19 protein-coding genes are annotated in these 26,040 nt (G+C 68.7%); 6 read left to right on the top strand and 13 right to left on the bottom strand.

The window, feature by feature from the left end; translation table 11 throughout:
- Nucleotides 1-91 precede the first annotated feature (91 nt).
- From KWI83_RS08695 to ngcE, 7 genes are all read right to left on the bottom strand, one after another.
- A complete protein-coding gene (locus tag KWI83_RS08695) occupies nucleotides 92-1,387 on the bottom strand; it encodes a sugar ABC transporter permease (RefSeq protein WP_218513712.1) in 1,296 nt (431 codons plus the stop codon).
- Nucleotides 1,384-2,175 carry an ATP-binding cassette domain-containing protein gene (locus tag KWI83_RS08690; protein WP_218513711.1) on the bottom strand — a complete coding sequence of 264 codons (792 nt, stop codon included), beginning with the start codon at nucleotides 2,173-2,175 and terminating at the stop codon, nucleotides 1,384-1,386. The genes KWI83_RS08695 and KWI83_RS08690 overlap by 4 nt, the downstream gene beginning before the upstream one ends.
- A 250-nt stretch (nucleotides 2,176-2,425) precedes the next feature.
- A complete protein-coding gene (locus tag KWI83_RS08685; RefSeq protein WP_218513891.1) occupies nucleotides 2,426-3,529 on the bottom strand; it encodes a substrate-binding domain-containing protein in 1,104 nt (367 codons plus the stop codon).
- 132 nt (nucleotides 3,530-3,661) lie between these two features.
- Nucleotides 3,662-4,873, bottom strand: a complete 1,212-nt coding sequence (locus KWI83_RS08680) for an ROK family transcriptional regulator (RefSeq protein ID WP_218513890.1) — start codon at nucleotides 4,871-4,873, stop codon at nucleotides 3,662-3,664.
- Nucleotides 4,874-5,064: 191 nt separating this feature from the next.
- The gene (locus KWI83_RS08675) at nucleotides 5,065-5,988 is read right to left on the bottom strand and encodes a carbohydrate ABC transporter permease (RefSeq protein ID WP_218513710.1); all 924 of its coding nucleotides are present in this window, start codon (nucleotides 5,986-5,988) and stop codon (nucleotides 5,065-5,067) included.
- A gap of 15 nt (nucleotides 5,989-6,003) precedes the next feature.
- Nucleotides 6,004-6,933, bottom strand: coding sequence for a carbohydrate ABC transporter permease (locus KWI83_RS08670; RefSeq protein WP_218513709.1), 930 nt, complete (start codon nucleotides 6,931-6,933; stop codon nucleotides 6,004-6,006).
- A gap of 130 nt (nucleotides 6,934-7,063) precedes the next feature.
- Entirely contained in the window at nucleotides 7,064-8,518 is a 1,455-nt protein-coding gene (gene ngcE, locus KWI83_RS08665) for an N-acetylglucosamine/diacetylchitobiose ABC transporter substrate-binding protein (protein WP_218513708.1), read from the bottom strand.
- A 414-nt stretch (nucleotides 8,519-8,932) separates the two neighbouring features.
- On the opposite strand from ngcE, the gene KWI83_RS08660 reads away from it, so the two are divergent.
- The gene (locus tag KWI83_RS08660; protein ID WP_218513889.1) at nucleotides 8,933-12,682 is read left to right on the top strand and encodes a GH92 family glycosyl hydrolase; all 3,750 of its coding nucleotides are present in this window, start codon (nucleotides 8,933-8,935) and stop codon (nucleotides 12,680-12,682) included.
- A 275-nt stretch (nucleotides 12,683-12,957) separates the two neighbouring features.
- Here the strand turns inward: KWI83_RS08660 and KWI83_RS08655 are convergent, their stop codons facing one another.
- Nucleotides 12,958-14,058 carry a lytic polysaccharide monooxygenase gene (locus KWI83_RS08655; RefSeq protein WP_218513707.1) on the bottom strand — a complete coding sequence of 367 codons (1,101 nt, stop codon included), beginning with the start codon at nucleotides 14,056-14,058 and terminating at the stop codon, nucleotides 12,958-12,960.
- Nucleotides 14,059-14,317: 259 nt separating this feature from the next.
- The gene (gene acnA / locus KWI83_RS08650; RefSeq protein WP_308122001.1) at nucleotides 14,318-17,035 is read right to left on the bottom strand and encodes an aconitate hydratase AcnA; all 2,718 of its coding nucleotides are present in this window, start codon (nucleotides 17,033-17,035) and stop codon (nucleotides 14,318-14,320) included.
- Nucleotides 17,036-17,348: 313 nt separating this feature from the next.
- Here acnA and KWI83_RS08645 point away from each other — a divergent pair, with 313 nt between their 5' ends.
- Together KWI83_RS08645 and KWI83_RS08640 are read left to right on the top strand one after the other, a co-directional pair.
- Entirely contained in the window at nucleotides 17,349-17,546 is a 198-nt protein-coding gene (locus KWI83_RS08645; protein WP_218513705.1) for a DUF4236 domain-containing protein, read from the top strand.
- A 64-nt stretch (nucleotides 17,547-17,610) separates the two neighbouring features.
- The gene (locus KWI83_RS08640; RefSeq protein ID WP_218513704.1) at nucleotides 17,611-19,140 is read left to right on the top strand and encodes a UDP-N-acetylglucosamine 1-carboxyvinyltransferase; all 1,530 of its coding nucleotides are present in this window, start codon (nucleotides 17,611-17,613) and stop codon (nucleotides 19,138-19,140) included.
- 173 nt (nucleotides 19,141-19,313) lie between these two features.
- On the opposite strand, the gene KWI83_RS08635 is transcribed toward KWI83_RS08640, so the two are convergent.
- The 4 genes from KWI83_RS08635 to KWI83_RS08620 form a co-directional block, all read right to left on the bottom strand.
- Nucleotides 19,314-19,490, bottom strand: a complete 177-nt coding sequence (locus KWI83_RS08635) for a hypothetical protein (RefSeq protein WP_218513703.1) — start codon at nucleotides 19,488-19,490, stop codon at nucleotides 19,314-19,316.
- A 174-nt stretch (nucleotides 19,491-19,664) separates the two neighbouring features.
- Nucleotides 19,665-20,120 (bottom strand): MarR family winged helix-turn-helix transcriptional regulator, encoded by a 456-nt coding sequence (locus KWI83_RS08630; RefSeq protein WP_218513702.1) that lies wholly within the window; start codon nucleotides 20,118-20,120, stop codon nucleotides 19,665-19,667.
- Nucleotides 20,121-20,261: 141 nt separating this feature from the next.
- On the bottom strand, nucleotides 20,262-20,822 hold the full coding sequence (locus KWI83_RS08625; RefSeq protein ID WP_218513701.1) for an ABATE domain-containing protein: 561 nt from the start codon (nucleotides 20,820-20,822) through the stop codon (nucleotides 20,262-20,264).
- A gap of 59 nt (nucleotides 20,823-20,881) precedes the next feature.
- The gene (locus tag KWI83_RS08620) at nucleotides 20,882-21,907 is read right to left on the bottom strand and encodes an alcohol dehydrogenase (RefSeq protein ID WP_218513700.1); all 1,026 of its coding nucleotides are present in this window, start codon (nucleotides 21,905-21,907) and stop codon (nucleotides 20,882-20,884) included.
- A 1,459-nt stretch (nucleotides 21,908-23,366) separates the two neighbouring features.
- Here KWI83_RS08620 and KWI83_RS08615 point away from each other — a divergent pair.
- From KWI83_RS08615 to KWI83_RS08605, 3 genes are read left to right on the top strand one after another with little or no spacing between them, the layout of a single operon-like run.
- Nucleotides 23,367-23,717 carry an NADH-quinone oxidoreductase subunit A gene (locus tag KWI83_RS08615; RefSeq protein WP_218513699.1) on the top strand — a complete coding sequence of 117 codons (351 nt, stop codon included), beginning with the start codon at nucleotides 23,367-23,369 and terminating at the stop codon, nucleotides 23,715-23,717.
- Nucleotides 23,708-25,087 carry a hypothetical protein gene (locus KWI83_RS08610; RefSeq protein WP_218513698.1) on the top strand — a complete coding sequence of 460 codons (1,380 nt, stop codon included), beginning with the start codon at nucleotides 23,708-23,710 and terminating at the stop codon, nucleotides 25,085-25,087. The genes KWI83_RS08615 and KWI83_RS08610 overlap by 10 nt, the downstream gene beginning before the upstream one ends.
- Nucleotides 25,080-26,009 (top strand): NADH-quinone oxidoreductase subunit H, encoded by a 930-nt coding sequence (locus KWI83_RS08605; RefSeq protein WP_218513697.1) that lies wholly within the window; start codon nucleotides 25,080-25,082, stop codon nucleotides 26,007-26,009. The genes KWI83_RS08610 and KWI83_RS08605 overlap by 8 nt, the downstream gene beginning before the upstream one ends.
- Nucleotides 26,010-26,040: the final 31 nt, after the last annotated feature.

The raw sequence follows: 26,040 nt of genomic DNA, 5'->3' as shown, positions 1-26,040 counted from the left end.
GTCGAGTCTAATGTTCCGCCAACCTACGACACGACGGTGCCCGGCACCCATGAGGCACCGGGCACGACAACGCCCTGCAGGGGCGCGGCCCCTACGCTCGACCCGCCGTCTTCTGGGTCTTGCGGGTGATCGAGTCGATGACCACCGTGGTCAACAGCACACCCGCGGTGATCATGTACTTCACCGGCTCGGCGATGGACTCCAGCTGAAGCCCGTACTGGATCGAGACGATCACCAGCACACCGAGCAGCGCGTTCCATGTACGCCCCCGCCCACCGAACAGCGACGTACCACCGATCACCGCCGCCGCGATCGCGTTCATCAGCAGGTCACCCGTGCCCGCACTCTGGTTCGCGGACGCGATCTTCGACGCCAGGAACAGACCACCGATCGCCGCGAACCCACCGGAGATCGCGAACACGGAGATCCGTACCGCCGTGACGTTGATACCCGCACGCCGCGACGCCTCGACACTGCCGCCGAGCGCGAAGACCTTGCGGCCGTACGAGGTCCGGCGCAGCACGAAGTCCGTGCCCACCAGGAACACCAGGAAGATGACGGTCGCCAGCGGCAGACCCTTGTACTGGTTGTACATGAACGCCGCGGCGAAGGAGATCACCGCGAGCAGCCCCGTCCGCAGCAGCGTGTCGCTCAGCGGCCGCGACGGAACGCCCGCCGCCTCGCGACGCCGGTTGCCGAGGAAGGAGGTGATGAAGAAGACCGTGGTCACCACGGCCGCCAGGCCGTACGCGGCGGCGATGTCCGTGAAGAAGTACGTCGTCAGCTTGCCGATGAACCCGTCGCTGTCGAGGTTGATCGTGCCGTTCTCGCCCAGCGTCTGGAGCATGAAGCCAAGCCAGAACAGCAGACCGGCCAGCGTGACGGCGAACGCCGGGGCGCCGAGGACGGCGAAGAAGAAGCCGTGCGCCGCGCCGATGAGGGCGCCCGCGCCGACGGCGAAGAGCACCGCCACCCACTCGGGCCAGCCCTGGTTCACCGCGAGCACGGCCGCGATCGCGCTGGACGCGCCGCTGACGGAGCCGACGGACAGGTCGATCTCGCCGAGCAGCAGCACGAAGACGATGCCGACCGAGATCATGCCCGTACCGACCATCGTGACGGTGATGTCGCTGATGTTCTGGGCGGACAGGAACGCGGAGTTCAGGCTCTGGAAGACGACGCAGATGACGATCAGGCCGATGACGACCGGGATGGAGCCCAGCTCACCCGCCTTCATCTTGCGCTTGAACTCACCGAGGTAGCCCGCGAGGCCCTGCTCGCGCACCAGCAGCCGGGGGTCGACGGCGGTCACCGCGGCGGCGGCCGCCTCGGGGTTCTCGACGGCGTGTTCGTCCGCCGCGGGCGTGGAGGTCTTGTCGATGCTCACTTGGAAACCTCCCCGGTCGTGCGCGCCGCACGGCGGGTCACGGCGTTGTCGGTGGCGCCGGTGATGGCGGAGATGATCTCCTCCTGCGAGGTCGTCTTGACCTCGAAGACGCCGTTGTTGCGGCCGAGGCGCAGCACCGCCACCTTGTCGGCGACGGCCTTGACGTCGGCCATGTTGTGGCTGATGAGAATGACCGCGTGGTTGCGCTCGCGCAGCCGCTCCACCAGGTCGAGGACCTGGGCGGTCTGCTCGACGCCGAGGGCGGCGGTCGGCTCGTCGAGGATGACGAGCTTGGGCTCGCCGAGCATCGAGCGCGCGATGGCCACGGTCTGGCGCTGACCGCCGGAGAGCGAGGCGATCGGGATGCGCACGCTGGGGATGCGGATCGACAGCGTCTGCAGCAGCTCGCGCGAGCGGCGCTCCATCTCGACCTCGTCGAGGACGCCCCACTTCCTCAGCTCACGGCCGAGGAACAGGTTTCCGACGACGTCGATGTTGTCGCACAGCGCGAGGTCCTGGTAGACGGTCGCGATGCCCAGGGCCTGGGCGTCGTGCGGCCTGTTGATCGATACGGCCTTGCCTTCCCATTCGATGACGCCCTCATCGATGGGGTGCACGCCGGCGATCGTCTTGACCAGCGTGGACTTTCCGGCGCCGTTGTCGCCGACCAGGGCGACCACCTCACCGGCGTGGATCTCAAGCTCTACGTCGGTGAGTGCCTGAACGGCACCGAACCGCTTGGAGACCCCGCGCAACGCCAGCACGGGCGTAGCGGACACGTGAACCATCTCCTTCGCCGCCTGACCCGGCGGGAGGTTGTGCAGAAAGGCTGGGTGGGTGGGCGGGGAACCCCCGCGTGGGTGGGCGGGGGATACCCGCGTGGGGGGCGGGGGATACCCGCGGGGATGTTCCGTCCGGCGCCCCGGGACGAGCTTGCGGGGCTGTGTGACGCGGGGCGCCGGCGGAGCCTTCGGGTACGGCCGTCCGTACGGGAACTCAGTGACGGGTTCCCGTACGGTGAGCGCGACTGAGGCCGTCTCAGGCGCCGATGCCGAGCTTGTCGCAGGCCGACTTGTAGCTGCCGGTGCAGATCTCGTCGGCGGTGTAGATGCCGTCCTTGATCACGGTGTCGTTGATGTTGTCCTTCGTCAGGGAGACGACCGGGACCAGGACCGACGGGACGTCCTTGGCGCTGGCGCTGGAGACCTTGTCCTTGGCGATGGCGCTCAGGTCCTCACCCTTGGCCAGGGCGACCGCCATCTCGGCGGCGACCTCGGCCTCCTGCGGGTAGGACTTGTAGACGCTCATGTACTGCTGGTCGGTGATGATGCGCTGCACGGCGGCGAGCTCGGCGTCCTGGCCGGTGACCGGGATGTCGGCGATGCCGGCGGCCTTCAGGGCGGTGATGATGCCGCCCGCCATGCCGTCGTTGGCGGAGTACACGCCGTCGATGTTGTCCTTGCCGAGCGCCGAGATCGCCGACTCCATGTTGGCGTTGGCGTTGTCCGGCGACCACTCCTTGGTGTCGAACTCGCGGCCGATCTTCACCTTGCCGTCGAGGACGGAGTGCGCGCCCTTCTTGAACTGGGCGGCGTTCGGGTCGGTGACCGAGCCGTTCATCATGACGATCTGGCTGTCCTTGGCCTTGTCGCCCAGGGCCTTCAGCAGGGCCTCACCCTGGGTCCGGCCGACCTCCTCGTTGTCGAACGAGGTGTAGGCGCTGATCGGGCCCTCGGCCAGGCGGTCGTAGGCGACGACCTTGATGCCGGCGTCCGCGGCCTTCTGCACGGAGTTCTTGATCGCCTTGGCGTCCACGGCGTCCAGGATCAGCACGTCCACCTTGTTGGTGATCATCGTGTCGACCTGCTGCGCCTGCAGGTTGGCGTCCTGGCGGGCGTTGTTGTACTGGATCTCCGCCTTGTTGTTCGTCAGCTCCTTGATCTTCTTCTCGATCAGCGGCCGGTCGAACTTCTCGTAACGCGCGGTCTTGTTCTCCGGAAGGAGCAGGCCGACCTTGATGTTGTCGCCCTTGGCGGGGGAGCCGGTGGCGGCGTTGTCGCCGCCCGCTTCCTCAGCGCTGCCACAGGCGGCGAGCGAGACGGCCATCGCACCGGCGGCGATGGCAACGGCAGCACGACGCATACGCGTGTTCACTTCATAACCTCCCTGACGAGGCCGCGTCGTTGCGGCCGAGGTGGCTGGAAGTCAACTCGGCCACACGTGCGACGTCAAGAAGTAAATCCTTAACGGGTTGGCAACGGTGCCATCCGTTCTCTAAGTGAAGGCAGGTGCGGCGGCCGGGAGCGCCCCGGCGGCACTTCCGTCCAAAAGTGTTGAATCGCCCATCTCGCTGAGGGCGAGGGCGAGCGCTCCGAGCACCTCCGCACGGCCGCCAAGTGCCCCGGGGAGAACGGACAGTTGGCGCGCGGCGCTAGGGATGGCGTAGCGGCCGACGGACTCCCTGATCGGCCCGAGCACCAGCTCACCGGCCTCGGCGAGATCACCGCCCAGGACCACTCGGCTCGGGTTCAGCAGATTGCACAGGTTGGCGACTCCACTGCCGATGTGGCGGCCGACGTCGGCGATCACCCGACGGCAGCCCGGGTCACCGTCCCGCGCCAGCCGTACGACGCCCTCCATGGTCAGGTCGTTGCCGTGGCTGGGCTGGAGCAGCGGCAGCACATAGCGGGCGGCCGCGAAGGTCTCCAGGCAGCCCCGGTTTCCGCAACGACAGACGGGGCCGGATTCATCGAGTGTGATATGTCCGATTTCCCCGGCTGTGCCGCCGGGGCCTCGGTAGATCTTCCCGTCGATCACCAGGCCCGCGCCGACACCGCTGGCGACCTTGATGTACGCCAGGTCCCGCACGCCCTTGCCGCTGCCCCACACCAGCTCGCCGAGGGCGCCGAGGTTGGCGTCGTTGTCCACGTGCACCGGTACGCCGAGCCGCCCCCGCAGCTCCTCGGCGGGCCGGGCGCCGGTCCAGCCGGGCAGGATGGCGGTCGAGCCCAGCGTCCCGGACTCCACGTCGATCGGCCCGGGCACGCCGAGGCCCACCCCGGCGATCTTGGCCCGGTCCACCCCGGTCGCCGCGATCAGCCGGTTGACCAGCTCTTCGGCCCGGTCGAAGCCCTGCGCGGCGGAGGCGTCGACGTCCAGCGGCTCGGACTCCTCGGCCAGCACCTGGTGGGCGAGGTTCCCGACCGCGACGCGCAGATGGGTGTGCCCGAAGTCGACGCCGATCACGATGCCCGCGTCGCCGCTGAGTGAGACGCTGCGGGCCCGGCGGCCACCCGCCGACGTGGGCGTGACCTCGACCGTTCCGCCCTCCTTGAGCTCACGGACGATATTGGAGACCGTCGCCGCGGACAGACCGGTCGTCCTTGCGATCTCCGCCTGGGTCAGGGATCCGGCCAGCCGTACGGCTCGGACCACCCGCTCCAGGTTGGCTCGGTGCAGCGACGACTGCGACCCCGGAGTCTCCACGACGACCTCCTGCGCGCGGGACCGCTTCGACGAGGCCCCGTCTATGTCCAACTAGTGAACTCTAAGCTGAGCCGTACGGGGTGCCTCCCGTCAAGAGGTTGAACTGTTTCAGGGGTGGCGGGCACAGCACGCACACCGCTCCCGGACGAGGAAGCGGTGTGCGTGCATTCGGTTACCGAGCGCTACTCCCCTTACTTCAGCGTCGCCGAGGTCAGCCCCGCCTGCACCTGGCGCTGGAAGGACAGGTACACGACCAGCATCGGGATCATCGCGATGGTCACACCTGCGAAGAGCACGGGCAGGTCGGATGCGTAGCCCTGCTGCTGTTCGAGCTGGATCAGCCCCTGGGTGAGGACATAGCGCTCGGGATCGTCACCGCTCTGCGGCTGCATGAGGACCGTGGGCAGGATGAACTGGTTCCACTGCCCGAGCGTGTTGAAGATCCCCACGCTGATCAGGCCGGGCTTGGCCATCGGCAGCATGACCTGGAAGAAGGTCCGGGTGTGCGAGGCCCCGTCCAGGATCGCCGCCTCGAACACCGCCGTCGGCAGGGTCCGGAAGAAGGCGTGCATGAAGAACACGGTGAACGGCATCGAGTAGGCGACGTACACCAGGATCAGTCCCTGGTACGTGTTGAGCATGTCCAGCCGTTTCACCATGAAGAACAGCGGGACCAGGGCCAGGAACACGGGGAACATCGCGCCGGCCACGAAGAAGTAGTACAGCAGCCGGTTGCCCCAGAACTGGTAGCGCGCCAGCACATACGCGGCCATCGAGCCGAACAGCATGGTGAGCGGCACCGAGAAGGCGAGCACCACGACCGTGTTGAGGAAGTAGTCGCCGATGCCCTTCTCCCACGCGCGCGTGAACACGTCGAAGGACCAGTTCTGCGGCCAGCCGAAGGCCGAGCCCGCGATCTGCGCGTCGGTCTTGAAGGAACTGAGGACCAGCCACAGCAGCGGCAGGACGATCATCAGGGCCCAGAGGGCCAGAAACCCGTGCGAGAACGCGTTCAGCACCACGCCCTCGCCCCGCCGCTCTCCCGCCCGGGCCGGAGGCCGGTACCCGGACTTCTCGACGGAGGTCGGGGCGGTCTCCTTGATGGGTGCGCTCATCGTCGTCACTCCCGCTCAGAACTCGACGCGCTCGCGGCGGGTGGCGCGCAGCATGACCACGGACAGGATCAGGGTGAGAAGCAGCATGACCACGCCCATGGCGCAGGCGTAGCCGCTCTTCCCGTAGATCAGGAAGTTGCGCATCATCACGGTCGACATGACCTCGCTGGCGTGGTCCGGTCCACCGCCGAACTCGCCCGAGGTCATGGTGGACACCAGGATGAACATGTCCATCGCGACGATGCCCAGGTAGACCCACGCGGTCTGCACGGAGTCCCACAGCAACGGCAGTGTGATGCGGAAGAAGGACTGGGCCCGCCCGGCACCGTCGATGAGCGCGGCCTCGTAGATGTCCCGCGGGATGGACTGCATCGCGGCGGAGAACAGGACCAGATAGAACCCGACCCCGTGCCAGACCACGACCAGGATCAGCGCCCACAGCACGACGTCCGGTTCGTTGAGCCACTCGACGGGACGGTTCGCGTCGACCAGCCCCAGCTTCACCAGAAGCCCGTTGAGCATGCCGCCGCTGTCACTGCGGTACACGGCGCCGAACAGCACCGCGAGAATGGCCAGCGACAGCACCTGCGGGAAGAAGTACACCACCTTGTAGAACTTGGACCCGGCCACGCCCGAGACCCCACCGGCCCGGCTGCGCCCGCCCGCGTTCAGCATGAAGGCGAAGAACAGCGCGAGCAGAATGGTGATCACCGGAATGAACACCAGGAACAGAATGTTGTGCCAGATGGCGCTCATGAAGATGTCGTCCTGGAGCAACGCCTTGTAGTTGTCCAGCCCGACGAAGTTGAAGGTCTGCGACTGCCCCTTCCAGTCGGTCAGGGAGTACCCGAACGTCTGGATGTACGGCCAGATCACGAACGTCAGATAAAGCGCCACGGGAACGAAGAGAAACCCCGCGACGAACCGGTACTGCCCTTTGCGCATTGGCGTTTCCTGCCCCTGGTCTCATTCCCGACGGTCACCGCAACGCCCTCAGGGGTGCGGGAACTGCGCGACAAGCCACACACGGCCCCGCACCCCGCAATCCATCGCACCCCTACGGCGCTCCGGGAATCTACTCGCGCCGGTTTTTCTTGGACGCCGGGTCCTTCGCCGCCTTGTCCACCGCAGCCTGCGCCCGCTTCAACCACTCCTTCGGCTGAATCCGCTGCGCCATCAGCTCGTTGGACGCGTTCTGAATCGCGGTGTCCATCTCGCTGTACCACTCGGTGTACAGGAACCGGAACGTGTTGTCCCCCGCCGCCTTCGACGCCTCGACCGTGGACTGCGTACCGGGCCGCAGCTGGACACTGGGGTCGACACCGTCCTGCAGGATGGTCAGCGAGTTCGCCTCCCTGGCGAACAGCGTCGACCACTCCCGCGACAGCATCATCCGCATGAACTCCTTGGCCGCCGGCAGGTTCTTCGCCTTGGCCGGGATGATGAACGGCTCACCGGAGCCGGCCCGGATCGCCTCGAACGGCATGACACTGTCCGGCAGCAGCGGCATGGGCAGGAACTTCATGTCGAAGTCGGACGGTGTCTGCTTCAGCTGTTCGTTCTCCAGCCAGGAACCGCTGGTGATGAACGCGGCCTTGTACTGGTTCCACCGGGTCTGCGCCTCGGTGTGCTCCAACCCGTTCGTGCCGGGCATCAGGTAACCCTTTTCGACGACTTCGTAGATGGCCTCGACGGCGGCCTGGGCCGCGTCGGAGCCGACGAACGCCTTCGGGTCGAGGTTGTCGATCGCCTTCATGGCGTCCAGGCCGCCCTTCTTGGCGATCAGGTCCATGATGGCGACGTTGATGTAGTAGGGGTACTTGCCCTGGTGCGCGAGACCGCCGATGCCCTCGGACTTGGCGTCCCTGCAGATGGCGAGGAAGTCGTCCCAGGTCTTCGGCTCCCCCCAGCCCTTCTCCTTGAAGAGCTTGCCGGAGTACCAAAGCCCCCACACCGTGTAGATGTAGTTGAGGGCGACGACCTTGCCCTCCTGCAGACCCGGATCGAGCGTGCCGGGGATGACGGTGTCGCGGACCTTCTTCGAGGGGTCGTCCACGCTCGGCGCGTCCAGCACCTCGGCGAGATCGAGCAGCTGACCATTCTTGTACAGCACATCGATCTTGATCTTCTGGGCACCGGAGTTGTCCACGATGTCCGGCGGGTTGCCCGCGTTGAAACGGGGCTGGAGCTTGCCGGTGATCTCCTGGGTGCCGGTGTGCGTGGAGGTGACGCCCCATTTCTTCTGGAACGCGGCCTCCCACGCCTTGGCGTAGTCGTCGCCGTAACCGCCCTTGAAGATGACGACGTCGAGCTTGCTGCCCTCCTTCACGCCGAAGGGGTTGTCCTTCGACGTCTTGCCCTGGGTGTCGTCGGACGAGTCGTCACCCCCGCCGCCACTGGCGCAGGCGGACAGGAAGCTCATCGCGGGTACGGAGACCAGGCCGAGCGCGGCCGACCGTTTGATCAGTGCGCGGCGGCCGACGTCTGCGAAGCCGTTGCTCGCGGCGTTCTCGGCAGAAGTGGATCCCATGCTCAAGTCCTCGCCTTCTCCAGGACTCAGGCGGTGAACCGGATCCTCCCCGGCACCGCGGTCGGGTCAAGCTGGGGTCGTGCAGGAAGTGCGGAATCATGTGAAGTGCCGACAGGTATAGTCCACTTCCCGCCGGCGGAGCAAGATCGAATGCAAGGTTGGCCAACGGTCTTTTCCGAGTTGAGACCTCGCGGAAATATGAGCGGCCTGTGGGCGCCTTGCCGGAAAAGTCCGCGACAAAGGCCCCGAATGCCACGGACAACACCCTTGACAATGCTTGACACTTGAGCCTCAACTGGTCCTTGCGCAGTGAAGTTGACAACGTTGTCCGGCGCGCAGGGAAGGTACCCGTTGAAGCAGCAGAGAGCTCGGCACAGATGGGGTTCGGCGGTCGTGACGGTGGCCGCCTTCGCTTTGGCCGTGGGCTCGCAGGGCGCGGCGGTCGCCCTGCCCGCCGCGCCGACGGCCGCGGACCGGGAGTTCATGTCCTCGTTCGAGACCGGGGAGCCCGCACCGGACTGGCTGAACACCGTCGACACCGCACCGGACGGCAGCAAGCGGGCGGCCGGTGTGGACGGCGGTTACAGCAGCGGCATTCCGGGCAATGTGACCGACCACGTCACGGACGTACGGGCCAGTGGCGAGAACACCGGGGCCGGCGAGGTGAAGGAGAACCTCGTCGACACCGAGCCGAGCACCAAGTGGCTGACGTTCACCCCCACGGGCTGGGTCGAGTTCGACCTGGACAAACCGGTGAAACTCGCTCGGTATGCCTTTACTTCGGCCAACGACCACGCCGAGCGCGACCCGGTGGACTGGACCCTGCGGGGATCCACCGACGGCAAGGACTGGAAGACGCTCGACAGCCGCGCCGGTGAGGCGTTCTCGGCACGTTTCCAGACGAAGACGTACGACATCGCGGACACCGCGTCCGCCGAGTTCTCGCACTACCGGCTGGACATCACCAGAAACAACGGCGGGGGCATCCTGCAGCTCGCGGATGTGCAGTTCGCCACGGGCGGCAGCGACGGCCCGGTCCCGCAGGACATGCTGTCGCTGGTGGACCGCGGCCCGAGCGGCTCGCCCACCGCGAAGGCGGGCGCGGGCTTCACCGGCAAGCGGGCGCTGCGGTACGCCGGACGCCACACCGCGGAGGGCCGGGCGTACTCGTACAACAAGATCTTCGATGTCGACGTGGCCGTCGGCCGCGACACCGAGCTGTCGTACCGGATCTTCCCCTCGATGGCGGACGGGGACCGGGACTACGACGCCACGAACGTCTCCGTCGACCTCGCCTTCACCGACGGCACCCGTCTGAGCGACCTCGGGGCGACCGATCAGCACGGCTTCCGGCTCTCTCCGCGCGGGCAGGGCGAGGCCAAGGTGCTGTACGTCAACCAGTGGAACAACGTCGTCTCACGGATCGGCTCGGTGGCTACCGGCAAGACCGTCGACCGGATCCTGGTGGCGTACGACTCCCCCACCGGACCGGCGAAGTTCCGCGGCTGGGTGGACGACGTGTCCCTGGCCGTCAAGGCTCCCGAGAAGCCGAAGGCGCATCTGTCGGACTACGCGGTCACCACGCGCGGCACCAACTCCAGCGGCGGTTTCTCGCGCGGCAACACCTTCCCCGCGACCGCCGTGCCGCACGGCTTCAACTTCTGGACGCCGGTGACCAACGCGGGCTCGCTCAGCTGGCTGTACGACTACGCCCGTGCCAACAACGCGGACAACCTGCCCACGATCCAGGCGTTCAGCGCCAGTCATGAGCCGAGCCCCTGGATGGGCGACCGGCAGACCTTCCAGGTGATGCCGTCCGCCGCCACCGGCACCCCGGACATCGGGCGGACGGCACGGGCCCTCGCCTTCAGACACGAGAACGAGGTCGCGCGGCCGCACTACTACGGGGTGCGGTTCGAGAACGGTCTCCAGGCCGAGATGACCCCGACGGACCACGCGGCCATGCTCCGGTTCACCTATCCCGGCGACGACGCGAGCGTCCTCTTCGACAACGTGACCGACCAGGCGGGCCTGAGCCTCGACACGGCGAGCGGTGTGGTGACCGGGTACTCGGACGTGAAGTCGGGACTGTCCACCGGCGCGACCCGGCTCTTCGTCTACGGCGAGTTCGACAAGCCGGTGACGGACGGCTCGTCGAGCGGGGTGAGGGGTTACCTGCGGTTCGACGCGGGCGCCGACCGCACGGTCGCACTGCGCCTGGCGACCTCGCTGATCAGCGTGGACCAGGCCAAGGACAACCTGCGCCAGGAGATCCCGCAGGGCACCTCCTTCGAGGCGGTGAAGGCCAAGGCGCAACGGCTGTGGGACCGGTTGCTCGGCAAGGTCGAGGTCGAGGGCGCGACGCCGGACCAGCTGACCACGCTGTACTCCAGCCTGTACCGGCTGTACCTGTACCCGAACTCCGGCTTCGAGAAGGTCGGTTCCGGGTACCGGTACGCCTCTCCGTTCTCCCCGATGACGGGTCCGGACACCCCGACCCGCACCGGTGCGAAGATCGTCGACGGCAAGGTGTACGTCAACAACGGCTTCTGGGACACCTACCGGACGACCTGGCCGGCGTACGCGCTGCTGACGCCGCGCCAGGCGGGTGAGATGGTCGACGGTTTCGTGCAGCAGTACAAGGACGGCGGCTGGACCTCGCGCTGGTCGTCGCCCGGGTACGCCGACCTGATGACCGGCACCTCGTCGGACGTCGCCTTCGCGGACGCGTACGTCAAGGGCGTCGACTTCGACGAGAGGGCGGCGTACGACGCGGCGGTGAAGAACGCGACGGTCGTGCCGCCGTCGTCGGGCGTGGGCCGCAAGGGCATGGCGACCTCGCCCTTCCTCGGCTACACCAGCACCGACACGCACGAGGGCCTGTCGTGGGCGCTGGAGGGCTACCTCAACGACTACGGCATCGCGCGGATGGGCCGGGCGCTGTACGAGAAAACCGGGGAGAAGCGCTACGAGGAGGAGTCCGAGTACTTCCTCGACCGCGCCCAGGACTACGTCAGCCTCTTCGATTCCGAAGCCGGTTTCTTCCAGGGCCGCACCGCGCGGGGCGACTGGCGGGTCGAGTCCTCGACGTACGACCCGCGCGTGTGGGGCTACGACTACACCGAGACCAACGGCTGGGGCTACGCCTTCACCGCCCCGCAGGACAGCCGGGGGCTCGCCAACCTGTACGGCGGCCGGAGCGGCCTCGCGGAGAAACTCGACGAGTACTTCGCGACGCCGGAGACGGCCTCGCCGGAGTTCGTCGGCTCGTACGGCGGTGTCATCCACGAGATGACGGAGGCGCGGGACGTCCGGATGGGCATGTACGGGCACTCCAACCAGGTCGCCCACCACGCGATCTACATGTACGACGCGGCCGGTCAGCCCTGGAAGGCGCAGGCGAAGGTGCGTGAGGTGCTGTCCCGTCTCTACACCGGCAGCGAGATCGGCCAGGGTTACCACGGTGACGAGGACAACGGCGAGCAGTCGGCCTGGTTCCTGTTCTCCGCGCTCGGCTTCTACCCGCTGGTGATGGGCAGTGGCGAGTACGCGGTCGGCTCACCGCTGTTCACCAAGGCGACGGTCCATCTGGAGAACGGCCGGGACCTGGTGGTCCGGGCGCCCAAGAACAGCGCGCAGAACGTCTATGTGCAGGGTCTGAAGGTCAACGGCCGCAGCTGGCCGTCGACTTCGCTGCCGCACTCGCTGCTCGCCAAGGGTGGGGTGCTGGAGTTCGACATGGGGCCGAGGCCGTCGAAGTGGGGCACGGGCAAGAACGCGGCACCGGTGTCGATCACCAGGGACGACAAGGTTCCGACGCCGCGGGCGGACCTGATCACGGGCGAGGGCGCCCTCTTCGACAACACGTCGGCGACGGACGCGAGCGCGGCATCCGTGGAGCTGCCGGTGTCCGAGCGGGCGAAAGCCGTGCAGTACACGCTGACCTCGTCCGACCGCGTGAAGGCCCCGACCGGGTGGAAGCTCCAGGGGTCGGTGGACGGCAGGAGGTGGCGGACCCTGGACGTGCGTGCGGGTGAAACCTTCCGGTGGGACAGGCAGACTCGGGTGTTCTCCGTGGCGCGGGCTGGTGCATACGTGAGGTACCGCCTGGTCTTCAGCGGCGGTGAGGCGTCGCTGTCGGAGGTCGAGTTGCTCGGCCGGTAAAGGGGCCTGCGCCCGGCTCGGAGGTCGCGTCCGTCGCGGCCCGGGCCGGGCGCGGCCGCCGTAGGATCGCGGTCAGCGGGCCGTGCTTGCGCGGGAGGTACGCCTGTCCCCCCGGGGGATACGACGGCGAAGCTGCGGAGGCAGCGGCACCATGGGCGAGCAGGAGCCGCTCGGCGACGACTCGAAGCCCGCCTGATCCGGCGGATCCTGCGCAACCGTCGGACCCGGTGGACGTCGGCTCGGCGGCCACCGGGTCCGCCCGGGGCGGCGTCGGCTCAGCCGACCCGGCAGGGCAGGGTCGTCGTCGTGTCGCCGCCGGAGCCGGAGACGACGTAACCGAATGTGGTGCTCTCTCCGGGATCCAGCGATCCGTTCCAGCCGGCGTTGTGCACCATCACGGCCTGGCCGTTGTAGGTCGGACTGCCGTTCCACAGGCTGTCCACCTTCTGGCCGCTCGGCAGGGTCCAGTCGACCATCCAGCCGAGCATCGGAACGTCACCGGTGTTGGTGACGGTGACCTCGGACTGGTAACCGCCGTTCCAGCTGCCGGTCGTCGTACGGGTGGCCGTGCAGGTGCCGGGAGGGGGCTCGGTCGGCGGGTTGCCGGGGTCCTTGACACCGGTCACCTCGCCGTTGCCGCCGTCGAAGACGACGTCCGAGCAGGAGTAGAAGGTCTCCTGGCTGTCGGAGCGCTGCCAGACCATGTAGATGATGTGGCGTCCCGACTTGTCGTCGGGGAGCTTGCCGGTCCAGGAGTAGTTGGCCTCGACCGTGCCCGGGCTGCCGTTGAGCGGCGGGTGGTCGACGCTCAGGAACGGCTGTTCCTCCATGTCGTCCCAGGTGAGGGTCTGGGTCGGGTCGAAGCCGTCCTTGGTGATGTAGACGTAGAACCAACCCGGGTGCGCGGCCCAGGCGTTGTAGGAGAAGTCGACGGTCGCGCCCGAGGTGAGGTGGGTGAGCGGCCAGTCGTCGCGCGGCAGGTTGAAACCGGTGAAGTTGGTGTTTCCGCCGCTGCACAGCTCGCCGTCCGGCACGAAGTCACGGGTGCGGCCGGCGCCGTCCGAGCGCAGCACGGAGAACCAGTTGTAGAACGGGGTCGTCCCGCTGACCTGCTGTGCCGCCTTGCAGGCCGGGTTGACCGGCTTGATCTCACCGGTGTCGGTGAGGCCGTCCTGCCAGCACAGGAAGGTACGGCTGCCCGGCTTCATGGGCGTGCCGTGGGCCTCCGCCGGGCTGCCCGAGCTGACCACGATCAGGCCGAGGGCGGGGATCGTCGCGAGCAGGGAGAGCAGGACCAGCAGGAGGGCGGTGGGGCGGAAGGACCGGCGTGGTAATCGCCGGTCGGGGGCGGGCGGTTCGGGAAGTGTCGTGAGCATGACAGACCTACGTCCCTTCACTGAAAGGTCGTCAGAAACCGTACGCAGGTGTGGTGGACGAGGGCGGGAGCGGACCCTGCCGCGGCGGGTTCCGGTCCGCGCACGTCATATGGGAGCGCTCCCACCCGTCCTGTTCCGGAAGCTAGCGCGGAGCGGCTCGGTTGTAAACGGCCGCTCCGCACCGAAAATTCAGGCCGTGCACGACGAAGGCCGCACCCCCGTCGACCGGGGATGCGGCCGGGCCGCCGTACCGGATCCGTTACTTGCGGATCAGGCTGCGCAGCACGTACTGCATGATGCCGCCGTTGCGGTAGTAGTCGGCCTCACCGGGGGTGTCGATGCGGACGACCGCGTCGAACTCGACGCCCGTGTCGGTGGTGACCTTGACCGTGCGCGGCGTCGTGCCCTCGTTCAGCTCCGTCACGCCCGTGATGGTGAACGTCTCCTCGCCCGTCAGGCCGAGGGTGGACGCGGACTGGCCCTCCGGGAACTGCAGCGGCAGGACGCCCATGCCGATGAGGTTGGAGCGGTGGATGCGCTCGTACGACTCGGCGATGACGGCCTTGACGCCGAGCAGGGCCGTGCCCTTGGCCGCCCAGTCGCGGGACGAGCCGGAGCCGTACTCCTTGCCCGCGAGGACGACCAGCGGGACGCCCTGCTCGATGTAGTTGCGGGAGGCGTCGTAGATGAAGGAGACCGGGCCGCCCTCCTGGGTGAAGTCGCGCGTGTAGCCGCCCTCGGTGCCCGGCGCGATCTGGTTGCGCAGGCGGATGTTGGCGAACGTGCCGCGGATCATGACCTCGTGGTTGCCGCGGCGGGAACCGTACGAGTTGAAGTCGGCGCGCTTGACGCCGTGCTCCGTGAGGTACTTGCCCGCCGGGGTGTCGGCCTTGATGGCACCGGCCGGGGAGATGTGGTCGGTGGTGACCGAGTCGCCCAGCTTGGCGAGGACGCGCGCGCCCGAGATGTCGGAGACCGGGGTGGTCTCCATCGTCATGCCCTCGAAGTACGGGGGCTTGCGGACGTACGTCGACTCCGGGTCCCACTCGAAGGTGTTGCCGGTCGGGATCGGCAGCGCCTGCCACTGGGCGTCGCCCGCGAAGACGTCGCTGTAGGACTTGGAGAACATGTCCTCGCCGATGGCGTTCGCCACGACGTCGTTGACCTCGGCCTCCGAGGGCCAGATGTCCTTCAGGAAGACCGGGTTGCCGTCCTGGTCGGTGCCCAGGGCTTCCTTGGTGATGTCCACCTTCATCGAACCCGCGAGGGCGTACGCGACGACCAGCGGCGGGGACGCCAGGTAGTTCATCTTGACGTCGGGGTTGATACGGCCCTCGAAGTTGCGGTTGCCCGAGAGGACCGAGGTGACGGCGAGGTCGTGGTCGTTGACGGCCTTGGAGACCTCCTCCGGCAGCGGGCCGGAGTTGCCGATGCAGGTGGTGCAGCCGTAGCCGACGAGGTTGAAGCCGACCTTGTCGAGGTACGGGGTCAGGCCCGCCTTGTCGAAGTAGTCGGTGACGACCTTGGAGCCCGGGGCGAGGGTGGTCTTGACCCACGGCTTGCGGGTCAGGCCCTTCTCCACCGCCTTCTTCGCGACGAGCGCGGCGGCGACCATGACGTACGGGTTGGAGGTGTTGGTGCAGGAGGTGATGGCCGCGACCGTCACCGCACCGTGGTCCAGCGTGTAGGCGGTGCCGTCGGGGGCGGTCACCGGGACCGGGTTGGACGGGGCGCCGTTCGGGATCGACGAGGGGGCGTCGGAGCTCGGGAAGGACTCCTTGCTGGCCTCGTACTCGTCGTTGACGTAGGTGCGGACGTCCTGCTTGAACTGCTCGGCGGCGTTGGCCAGGACGATACGGTCCTGCGGGCGCTTCGGGCCCGCGATGGAGGGGACGACCGTCGACAGGTCCAGCTCCAGCTTCTCGGAGAAGTCCGGCTCGGCGGCCGGGTCCAGCCAGAGGCCCTGCTCCTTGGCGTACGTCTCGACCAGCTTGACCTGCTGCTCGGAGCGGCCGGTGAGGCGCATGTACTTCAGCGTCTCGTCGTCGATCGGGAAGATCGCGGCGGTGGAGCCGAACTCCGGGGACATGTTGCCGATGGTGGCGCGGTTGGCGAGGCTGGTGGCCGCCACACCCTCGCCGTAGAACTCGACGAACTTGCCGACGACGCCGTGCTTGCGCAGCATCTCGGTGATGGTGAGCACCAGGTCGGTGGCGGTGGTGCCCGGCTGGAGCTCGCCGGTCAGCTTGAAGCCGACGACGCGCGGGATGAGCATGGAGACCGGCTGGCCGAGCATCGCGGCCTCGGCCTCGATGCCGCCGACGCCCCAGCCGAGGACGCCGAGGCCGTTGACCATGGTGGTGTGGGAGTCGGTGCCGACCAGGGTGTCCGGGTAGGCCTTGCCGTCGCGGACCATCACCACACGGGCCAGGTGCTCGATGTTCACCTGGTGGACGATGCCGGTGCCGGGCGGGACGACCTTGAACTCGTCGAAGGCGGTCTGGCCCCAGCGCAGGAACTGGTAGCGCTCCTTGTTGCGGCCGTACTCCAGGTCGACGTTCACCTTGAAGGCGTCGCTGGTGCCGAACTTGTCGGCGATGACGGAGTGGTCGATGACCAGCTCGGCCGGGGCCAGCGGGTTGATCTTCGCCGGGTCGCCGCCGAGCTCCTTGACGGCCTCACGCATGGTGGCGAGGTCGACGACACAGGGCACGCCGGTGAAGTCCTGCATGATGACGCGGGCCGGGGTGAACTGGATCTCCTGCGAGGGCTGGGCCTGCGAGTCCCAGTTGCCGAGGGCGCGGATGTGGTCGGCGGTGATGTTCGCGCCGTCCTCGGTGCGGAGCAGGTTCTCCAGCAGGACCTTAAGGCTGTAGGGGAGCCGGGCCGAGCCCTCCACCTTGTCCAGGCGGAAGATCTCGTACGACTCGTCGCCCACCCGCAGCGTGCTGCGGGCGTCGAAGCTGTTCGCCGACACGACAGTCTCCTTCATTCATGTGCGCGTACCACCGCATCCTGCCGCCACGCCGTCTTGGCCGATCCGCTAAGGTAAGGCTAAGTTAGGTAACCCTTACTGGGTGGCGACCGCAGTGCGCCTCGGCAGATATCTCGATGTCGAGATAACTCTAGTACATGCGGGCTGGATGGTCATGCCCGGACTCGGTGTGATCTCCTTCGCCCGGCGGCACCCCCTTCGACGAAGCATCCCCTTCAGCCATCAGTACGGAAAGTCGGGGTAACCGAAGAGGAGCGAGCCGGGAAACCCGGCGACGCACCGAAGGGAGGCCCACATGCCGCTGACGTTCCGTAAGAGTTTCCAACTCCTGCCCGGGGTGCGGTTGAACATCAACCGGCGCTCCTGGTCCATCACGACAGGCGGCAAGCGCGGGCCGCGGCACACGCACGGCAGCACCGGACGTCGTACGACATCGGTGGATTTGCCCGGACCTTTCGGGTGGCGTCGAACCCGTTCGGCGCGGCGGCGTTGACGGGCCGTCACCCGAATGGACCCCCCAACAGGCGCCATCTCATATCTGAGATAACCTCAACCCCATGGCAGACGACTACCTCGTACGCATCGGCAAGCTCATCCGTGACGCCCGGCAGCACCGTGGCTGGACACAGTCGCAGCTCGCCGAGGCGCTCGGAACCAGCCAGAGCGCCGTCAATCGCATCGAGCGCGGCAACCAGAACATCAGCCTTGAGATGATCGCCCGAATCGGTGAAGCTCTCGACAGCGAGATCGTCTCCCTGGGCTACGCGGGCCCGATGCACCTCAGGGTGGTGGGCGGTCGTCGGCTGTCCGGGGCCATCGATGTGAAGACGAGCAAGAACGCGTGCGTGGCACTGCTGTGCGCCTCGCTGCTCAACAAGGGGCGCACGGTCCTGCGTCGGGTCGCCCGCATCGAGGAGGTGTACCGCCTCCTGGAGGTGCTCGGGTCCATCGGTGTCCGCACCCGCTGGATCAACGACGGCGTGGACCTGGAGATCGTGCCGCCGGCCGACCTCGACATGGCGGCGATCGACGCCGACGCCGCGGTACGGACCCGCTCCATCATCATGTTCTTCGGTCCGCTGCTGCACCGTATGGACCGCTTCAAGCTGCCGTACGCCGGCGGCTGCGACCTCGGTACGCGGACCATCGAGCCGCACATGATCGCGCTGCGCCGGTTCGGGCTGGACATCGCGGCGACGGAGGGTCAGTACCACGCCGTCGTCGACCGTTCCGTGCGGCCCGACCGGCCGATCGTGCTGACCGAGCGCGGCGACACGGTGACCGAGAACGCGCTGCTCGCCGCCGCGCGGCACGACGGCGTGACCGTCATCCGCAACGCCTCCTCCAACTACATGGTCCAGGACCTCTGCTTCTTCCTGGAGGCGCTCGGCGTCAAGGTCGAGGGCATCGGCACCACCACGCTCACCGTGCACGGCGTGCCGACCATCGACGTCGACGTGGACTACTCCCCCTCCGAGGACCCGGTCGAGGCGATGAGCCTGCTCGCCGCCGCGGTGGTCACGGAGTCGGAGCTGACGGTGCGTCGGGTGCCGATCGAGTTCCTGGAGATCGAGCTCGCGGTCCTGGAGGAGATGGGCCTCGACCACGACCGCACGCGCGAGTACGTCGCCGACAACGGCCGTACCCGGCTGGTGGACCTCACCGTCCGGCCCTCCAAGCTGGAGGCGCCGATCGACAAGATCCACCCGATGCCGTTCCCCGGCCTGAACATCGACAACGTCCCGTTCTTCGCGGCGATCGCGGCGGTCGCGCAGGGCAAGACGCTCATCCACGACTGGGTGTACGACAACCGCGCGATCTACCTCACGGACCTGAACCGCCTCGGCGGCCGACTCCAGCTCCTGGACCCCCACCGCGTCCTGGTCGAGGGCCCGACCCGCTGGCGCGCCGCCGAGATGATGTGCCCGCCCGCCCTGCGCCCCGCCGTGGTCGTCCTGCTGGCGATGATGGCGGCGGAGGGGACGTCCGTGCTGCGGAACGTGTACGTCATCAACCGGGGGTACGAGGATCTGGCGGAGCGGCTCAACTCCATTGGGGCGCAGATTGAGATCTTCCGGGACATCTAGTCACTGACGTGCGCAGATGCCTGGGGCGGGCCCGCACGGGCAAGAACGTGGTCGTCCTGCTCGGCCGTCAGAAGGCCTGGAGGAAGCAGCCGCAGGCAATCACCACGGCGGCGGACACCGACACGAGGGCGGTCAGGGTTTTCCGGATCTTCACCGGGACTCCTGGGGCTCTCTCAGAGGCAGACACGCACAAGCCACTCGTCGGCGTTGTACGCCTCCCTCGCCGGATCGTGCGCCACAGCCGGCCGCTCTTCGATCATGTCCTCCGGGCGGATGCGCTCCGGCAACCTGCCGAACCGCAGGTGCCGGATCTCCTGCGCCGGATCCTCGGCCTTGCCTTCGTGTCCCACTTCGGCATCTCCTCCCGTTGGACTCCCACGACTCGATGCAGTCGATGGTCACACCCTCAGCGTCACCTGTCAAGAGGGTGACGGCCAGTGTGCTCCCGGCCCTCCGGCGCACCACTCCCGGCGCACACGCTGGAAACGAGGTCACCCCATGAGGCACCCCAGAAGTGGTTGTCCTCATTCCGCCCAGGGTTCGAAGCCAGTGCCGAGAACACCGTCGAGGAGTGCGCGCAGCCGCGCCGCTTCCTCGGTCCCGAAGCGCTCCTCGAAGCGCTGTTGCACCTCGCGCCACAGTGGCAGCGCCGTCTTCGTCCGGGACAGGCCGTCCTCGGTGATGGTGACGACCCTCGCTCGCCGATCGGAGGCCGAGGGCTCGACCGTGACCAGGCCGTCGCGTGCGAGCGGCTTGAGGTTGGACGCCTTCGTCGTACGGTCCATGGCGGTCATGTCGGCGAGGCTGGTGATCGTCGTTTCGCCGTGGGCACTGAGCTTCTGGAGGATGCTGAACTGTGTCGCGCGGAGGCCCGTGGGAGCGAGTGCCTTGTCGTACGTCGCGCCGAGATACCGGGCCGCCTTGCGCAACGTGAGGTTGTTGCACTCGGCTGCGGGGTCCGTGGCGGGTGTCTGGGTCATGATCTTCTCCGAAGCTTCGGCGGCCACAGTAAGCGCATATGCGCTTGAAGTGGAAAGATCCTGGTGAGGAGGCAGCCCGGGTCTGCGGCGGCATCGACGCGGGGGCCCTGAGAGACGCCGACGGCTTCGCGGACGTCACCTTCAGTGGCGCGCCTTGCGTTCGCTCGCCCGCTTGCGGGCGCGATAGGCGGCGGCCTTGATCTTGTTACCGCACGGATCCATGGCACACCATTCCCGTCGTGCACCACGGGAACGGTCGAGGTAGATCTGTGAGCACTCGGGGTTGCCGCACTCCTTGAGCAGCGACACCTCCGGGCCGCTGAGGACCGTGACGGTGTCCCGCGCCACGTGAGCGAGCGCCTGCTCGACGGTGGCTTCCACCTCGCGCCCGGCCTCGGTGAGCTGCGGCACGGGGGTCGGCTTGCGGGCGTACTCGTTCACCCGCGCCAGCGCGTCCCGGTCGTATGCCGTGCCCGACATCCTGGCGAGGACGAGCTGATAGATCGCCTCTCTCAACGCCATGGCCGCGTCGAGGTCCTCCGGCCCGCAAGGAATCTCCTGCTCCGTGATCCCGGCTTGCTGGAACCACGCACTGAGACTGTCCGGTGAGTTGAGGTCTTCCCGGGGCTCCGAGCGATGCCTGTAGCGCAGTGTTCCGGGAAAGTCGAGCGCCGGGGTGCCACCGGGAAATGCATGCCTCATGTCACCATTCTGAACGGTGACGCTCGCGGAGGCAAGATCTGCGGATCACGGACCACCGGTCAGCCGGTGGTGAGCACCATGCGGAAGCGGGCGGCGCCGGAGAGCATCTTCTGGTACGCCCGGTCGGCCTCGCTCAGGGGCACGGTCTCCACCATGGGACGAATTGCGTGCAGGGCGCTGAACGCCATGGCGTCCTGTACGTCCTGTGCGGTACCGGACGGGTGGCCCCGCACAATCCGGCCTCGCTGAATCAGCTGGAACGGGCTGATGCCCAGTGGATCGGGGCTCGCTCCGATGACGACGAGTTCGCCCCGGTGCGTCATGCCGTCGGCCGTCGCCGCGATGGCGTCGGAGCTTCCGGCCGTGGCCAGGACGGCCTTGGCGCCTCCCAGGGACAGCAGGGCTTCCGCGACCGGGGTCGCCCCCGTGCTGTCGATGTAGTGATGCGCGCCGAGTTGCTTGGCGAACTCGGCCTTCTCCGCGCCTCGGGCGATGGCCACCGTCTCGAACCCCATGGCCACCGCGTACTGCACCCCCAGGTGGCCGAGACCGCCGATGCCCAGTACGGCCACCAGGTCGCCGGGCCGGGCTGAGCTGCGCCGCAGTCCGTTGTACGTCGTGACGCCCGCGCAGGCCATGGGTCCCGCGTCGGTCGCCGTCAGAGCTTCGGGGATCCGGGCCAGGGCGTCGATCGGCGCGATCATCTCTTCGGCGAAGCCTCCGTCGTAGGCCCAGCCGGGAATCTCGAGGTTGTCGCAGACGACGAAGTCGCCCTGCCGGCAGGGAGTGCAGTGACCGCAGCTGCCTCCGAACCAGCCCACCGCCACCCGGTCCCCCACGGTCCAGTTGCTGTCCTCGGCTCGTTCGCCGAGTTCCTCGATGCGCCCGGCGACCTCGTGCCCGGGAACCAGCGGGAACCGCACGCCGGGCATCCCGGCGCTCACGAAGAAGTCGTCGCTGTGGCAGATTCCGCAGGCCTCGACGGCGATCCGTACATGGCCGGGGCCCGGGCGGAGCACCTCGCGGTCGACGATCTCGAAGGGCCCGTTCGCGGTGGCGACCTGCGCGGCTCGATAGGTGTTCATGCGTGTCTCCGGGACCAGGAGCGGCGGCCCTCGAAGCAGGGAACGACTGCGGGTCAACCGCACCTTGAAGGGGGATGGAGGGGGCGGGCCTGTGCGCCGGACCGCTACCACGGCCGTCGAGTCGGGCGGTGGCGTGTGGGGCGGCAGGCATCGCCCGGCGGTCACGTCCTCCCGCGGTCGGACGCGAGAGCACCTCCATCCCACCACTGCCCGGTGGGCTTGGCAACACATGCCACCGGCCGCCGGTGTGCGCCGAGGAGCCGGGCGGGCGTTGCCGTACCGCGGCCGGCTCAGTGACTGCGCGGTGGGCACCGGTCGGCACGGCGCCGTGCTCGTCCGCCGGACCGGCGAGCGCGTCGCTCGGCGCACCGTCGTCCGCCGGGGAGTCCGCCGGAACCGGCCGTGTCCGACGCAGCGGATCGGGGTGCGGGCGTGCGGATGCCACCAGGCCGCGGCCCTGGCGCCACAGCCAGTCGTCCACAGTTTCGTGGGGGCGCACCGTACGAGAGCGATGCGGTGTCGAGCAGCAAGGGATCAACGGCTGGCGGCGGTCCGCCGGGCGGGAGGCGGTCGCCGTCGAGGGTGACGGCCGCGGCGTCGACGAGGTCGACCAGTTCGGCGCCGGCCGACGCGAGGGGCAGGTCGACACCGGCTGACGCGTCGGCGGGGTCGTGGCGTGCCCTGTGCAGGTCGGGAGCGGGGTACGCGTGAGCCTCAGCACATCGGCCTCCCTCACCGCAGATACGAGCAGAACTCCTATTGGCGCGGGGAACGGCCCGCCTTCAGCCCTTCCCCGCGCCCCGTCCCTACCGCCCCTCCGGAAAGCGTTGCCATGGCGTCCGCCGAGTAGTCCAGCCATCCGGACCGCGCCGGTCCGGATGGACCGTTGGCGGGCGGATTGCCTGCGGGCAAGGAACGCTGCCCGGCTACCCCACGCGACGGGACGTGACCCGGCGGACTGTGCCAGGGCAGTCGCTCGCGCAAGCCCCCGTGCGCAGTCGGCCATGGACGCCGTCGGTTTGCGGCACTTCGGATGGTGCTACCTGTACATCCGATCCCTCACCCCACCGGCATCGATGGAGGACCTCCATGACCACTGCCGTCAAGGACATGCTCGACACCCATCCGGCCGATCTGGGCCGGATGGACCGGGTGGACCGGCGCTCAGGCGTGCCGTCGCTGCGAGCAGGCGTGTGACGACCTGCTCGGTTCGTTGGGGTGACATACGGCCCGTTCGTCCTGCTCCAGCAGGGTGAACGGTGGCCGTCGCGTGGTGGGGCACCGTTCACCCTGCTGGATTGTTCGTGCCCCTACGGGGGTACCCCACGGCTCCAGTCACGGCCGGGAAGGGAGACAGCGCATGTCGGTGAGTGAGACCTCGGCGCGCGCGGCGCGAGACGACCGGGTCCCGGCCGGGCGGGTGCGGCCGGGCGGGCACCGGCTGAGGTGGTGAGGACCTATGAGCGGTACGACGGCGGCGCTGTCCCTGTTCGGCGTCGTCCTGCTCGCTGTCGCCGGTCTGTACGGGGCGGCGTGGGCGGTGCGGATCCGTTCGGAGGCCCTGGACGCGGCGCCGTTCGGGTCGGGGCTGGAGCCGGTGGAGCACGCGGTGAGCCGGTTCCATGTGCGCTGGTACACGGTGACGATGATCTTCCTCGCCTTCGACATGGAGATGGTCTTCATGTATCCGTGGACGCGCGTGATCTCCGCCATGGGGCCGAGCGCGGTGATCGAGATGTTCGTCTTCCTCGCCGTCCTGGTCGCCGGGGTCGTCTATGCGTGGCGGGAGGGCGCGCTGCGATGGACGTGACCGGCCTGGCCCTGCGCGCCACCGCGGCGCGACCGCGCGTGCTGCTCGCGGCTGTGCCGGGCGGGGCGGCGGTACGGCTGGCCGCCGAGCGGCTGCTGCGGCTGCGCGACTGGCCACAGGTGCCCACTCCGGCGGAGGCCGATCTCCTCCTCGTGGCCGGTCCCGACTGCCCCGGCCTGCAGGGGGCGCTGGAGCGGCTGTGGCAGGACCTGCCCGCCCCGCGCGCCCGCGTGCACGCACGCGGCGCCGATCAGGTGGAGGCCGCGCTGGACACCGGCCGCGCCCTCCTCGGTGCACCGGCCGTCCAGCACGGGGTGGCCGCGCCCCCGGCTGAGGCAGGCGGGCGCCAGGAGGGAGAGCACGGCCCGCAGGAGCGGCACGAGGGTGATGGCAAGGCTCCCGGCCCCGCGCGGGGAAACCACCCGGGTGGGGGCGGTGCAGGCGGCGGGCATGGCGAGGACGGCCCGGCGGATGACGCCCACGGCGGGCCCGACGGTGAGCACGCCCAGCACGAGGGTGGCCAGGACATGGCAGATCACGGCGATGGCGGTCACGGCGGCGGGCAGATGGAGATGCCGGGCGGGTTGCCGATGGCCGAGCAGGGTGCGGACCGTGACGGCCTGGCGCTGGATCAGCTGCATGTGCCGCTGGGGCCGTTCCTGGCCGACTGGCCCACAGGCCTGACGATCCGACTGGTGCTGCAGGGCGATGTCATCCAGCAGGCCGACCTCGACGAACCGGCAACGCCCGTCGGCATCGGGGCAGTTGAGCCGTTCTGGGTGCAGCCGTGGCTGCGGGCGGCCGCTGGGGAGCCGGTGCCCGTGGGAGAGGCGGTGCGCCGGCGCGCGGCAGCGCGTCTGGACAGCCTGGGCCGGTTGCTGGCGGTGGCGGGCTGGCCCGCCGAGGCGGTGGCGGCCCGTCGGCTGCGGGACGACCTGCTGTCCGGCGCGCCCGGTGCCGCGGTCACGCCGCGGCTGGAGCGTCTCGCTCGCAGGGTCGGCCGGTCGTGGACCTTGGCGTGGCTGACGCGCGGCCTGGGCGTGGTGACGGTTCAGAAGGCGCGGGAGGCGGGGGTGAGTGGTCCGGCGGCGCGGGCGGGCGGGGATGTGACGGCCCGCTACCGGCAGTGGCTCACCGACATCCGGCATGACCTGCTGCGGCTGGAGGACTCCGCGCCCCTGGATGCGGCGGTGGAGGAGAGCCCGCGTGGCCACTGGAGTGCCGAGCGCCCGCCGTCGGCGGCCCTGATCGCACTGCTGCCCGGGTTGCTGGAAGGAGCCGAGCTGGCCGCGGCCCGCCTCATCGTGGCCGGTCTCGACCCGGACCCGGACGAACTGGCCGTCCGCGCTGGGAAGGTGGCGCGTGATTGAGGCGGGGGCGTGGTGGACGCTGCTGGCCGCCCCGGGACTGCTGCTCGGCTCGGCGGTGCTGGCGGTGGCCGGGAATGCGGTGCTGGACGCCCGGGGCGCGGGACGGCCGGTCGGTCTCGCCACCGCGGTGCGGCCGTTTCTCGATGTGCCGCGGGCGCTGGTGACGCAGCCACGCCGGTTGCCCGCCCCGGACCGGCTGCTGTGGCGGACCGGTGTGGTCACCGTGCCGGTGGCCGCCGTGCTGTCCACGCTGGTCATCCCCTTCGGCCACCACGCCGTCGCCGACCTGTCGGTCGGGGTGGTGTGGTTCAACGCCATGGAGGTGCTGACCTGGGCCGGGCTGTGGCTGGCCGGTTGGGGCCCCAACTCCGCGTTCTCCCTGGTCGGCGGGTATCGGTTCCTCGCCCAGGGCCTGGCCTACGAGCTGCCGCTGATGTTCGCGCTGATCTCGGCCGCCACCGGGGCGCAGTCGCTGCGGGTGGGTGACATCGCCGCCGCGCAGCACGGGCTGTGGTACGCGGTGTGGATGCCGGTCGCCTTCGCCGCCTACCTGGCCGGTGTGCTGGCGTTCAGCTTTCTGGGTCCCTTCGCCTATCCGGCCGGTCGCGACGTCTCCGGCGGTGTGCTGGGCGAGACGTCCGGGGTGGACCGGCTGCTGCTGCAGGCCGGCCGGTGGCTGTGGCTCGCCTCGGGTGCGGCCATGGCGGTACCGCTGTTCCTGGGCGGCGGCGCCGGGCCGGGCTTGCCGGCCTGGGCGTGGTCGCTGGTCAAGACGCTGCTGGTGCTCGGTCTGCTGGTGTGGGTGCTGCGGCGGCTGCCGGTGGTCCGCGCCGACCGGTACGTGGAGTTCGCGTGGGTGGTGCTCATCCCGCTCACGATCGTGCAGACCCTGGTTCCGGCCCTGGTCAACCTCAACCGCTAGAACCTCAACCGCTGGAAAGGGAGGGACCGCG

Source organism: Streptomyces sp. TRM70350 (assembly GCF_019219825.1).
GTDB lineage: Bacteria > Actinomycetota > Actinomycetes > Streptomycetales > Streptomycetaceae > Streptomyces.
The sequence above is the reverse complement of the archived record's forward strand: the minus strand, read 5'-3'. Positions and strand labels throughout refer to the sequence as shown.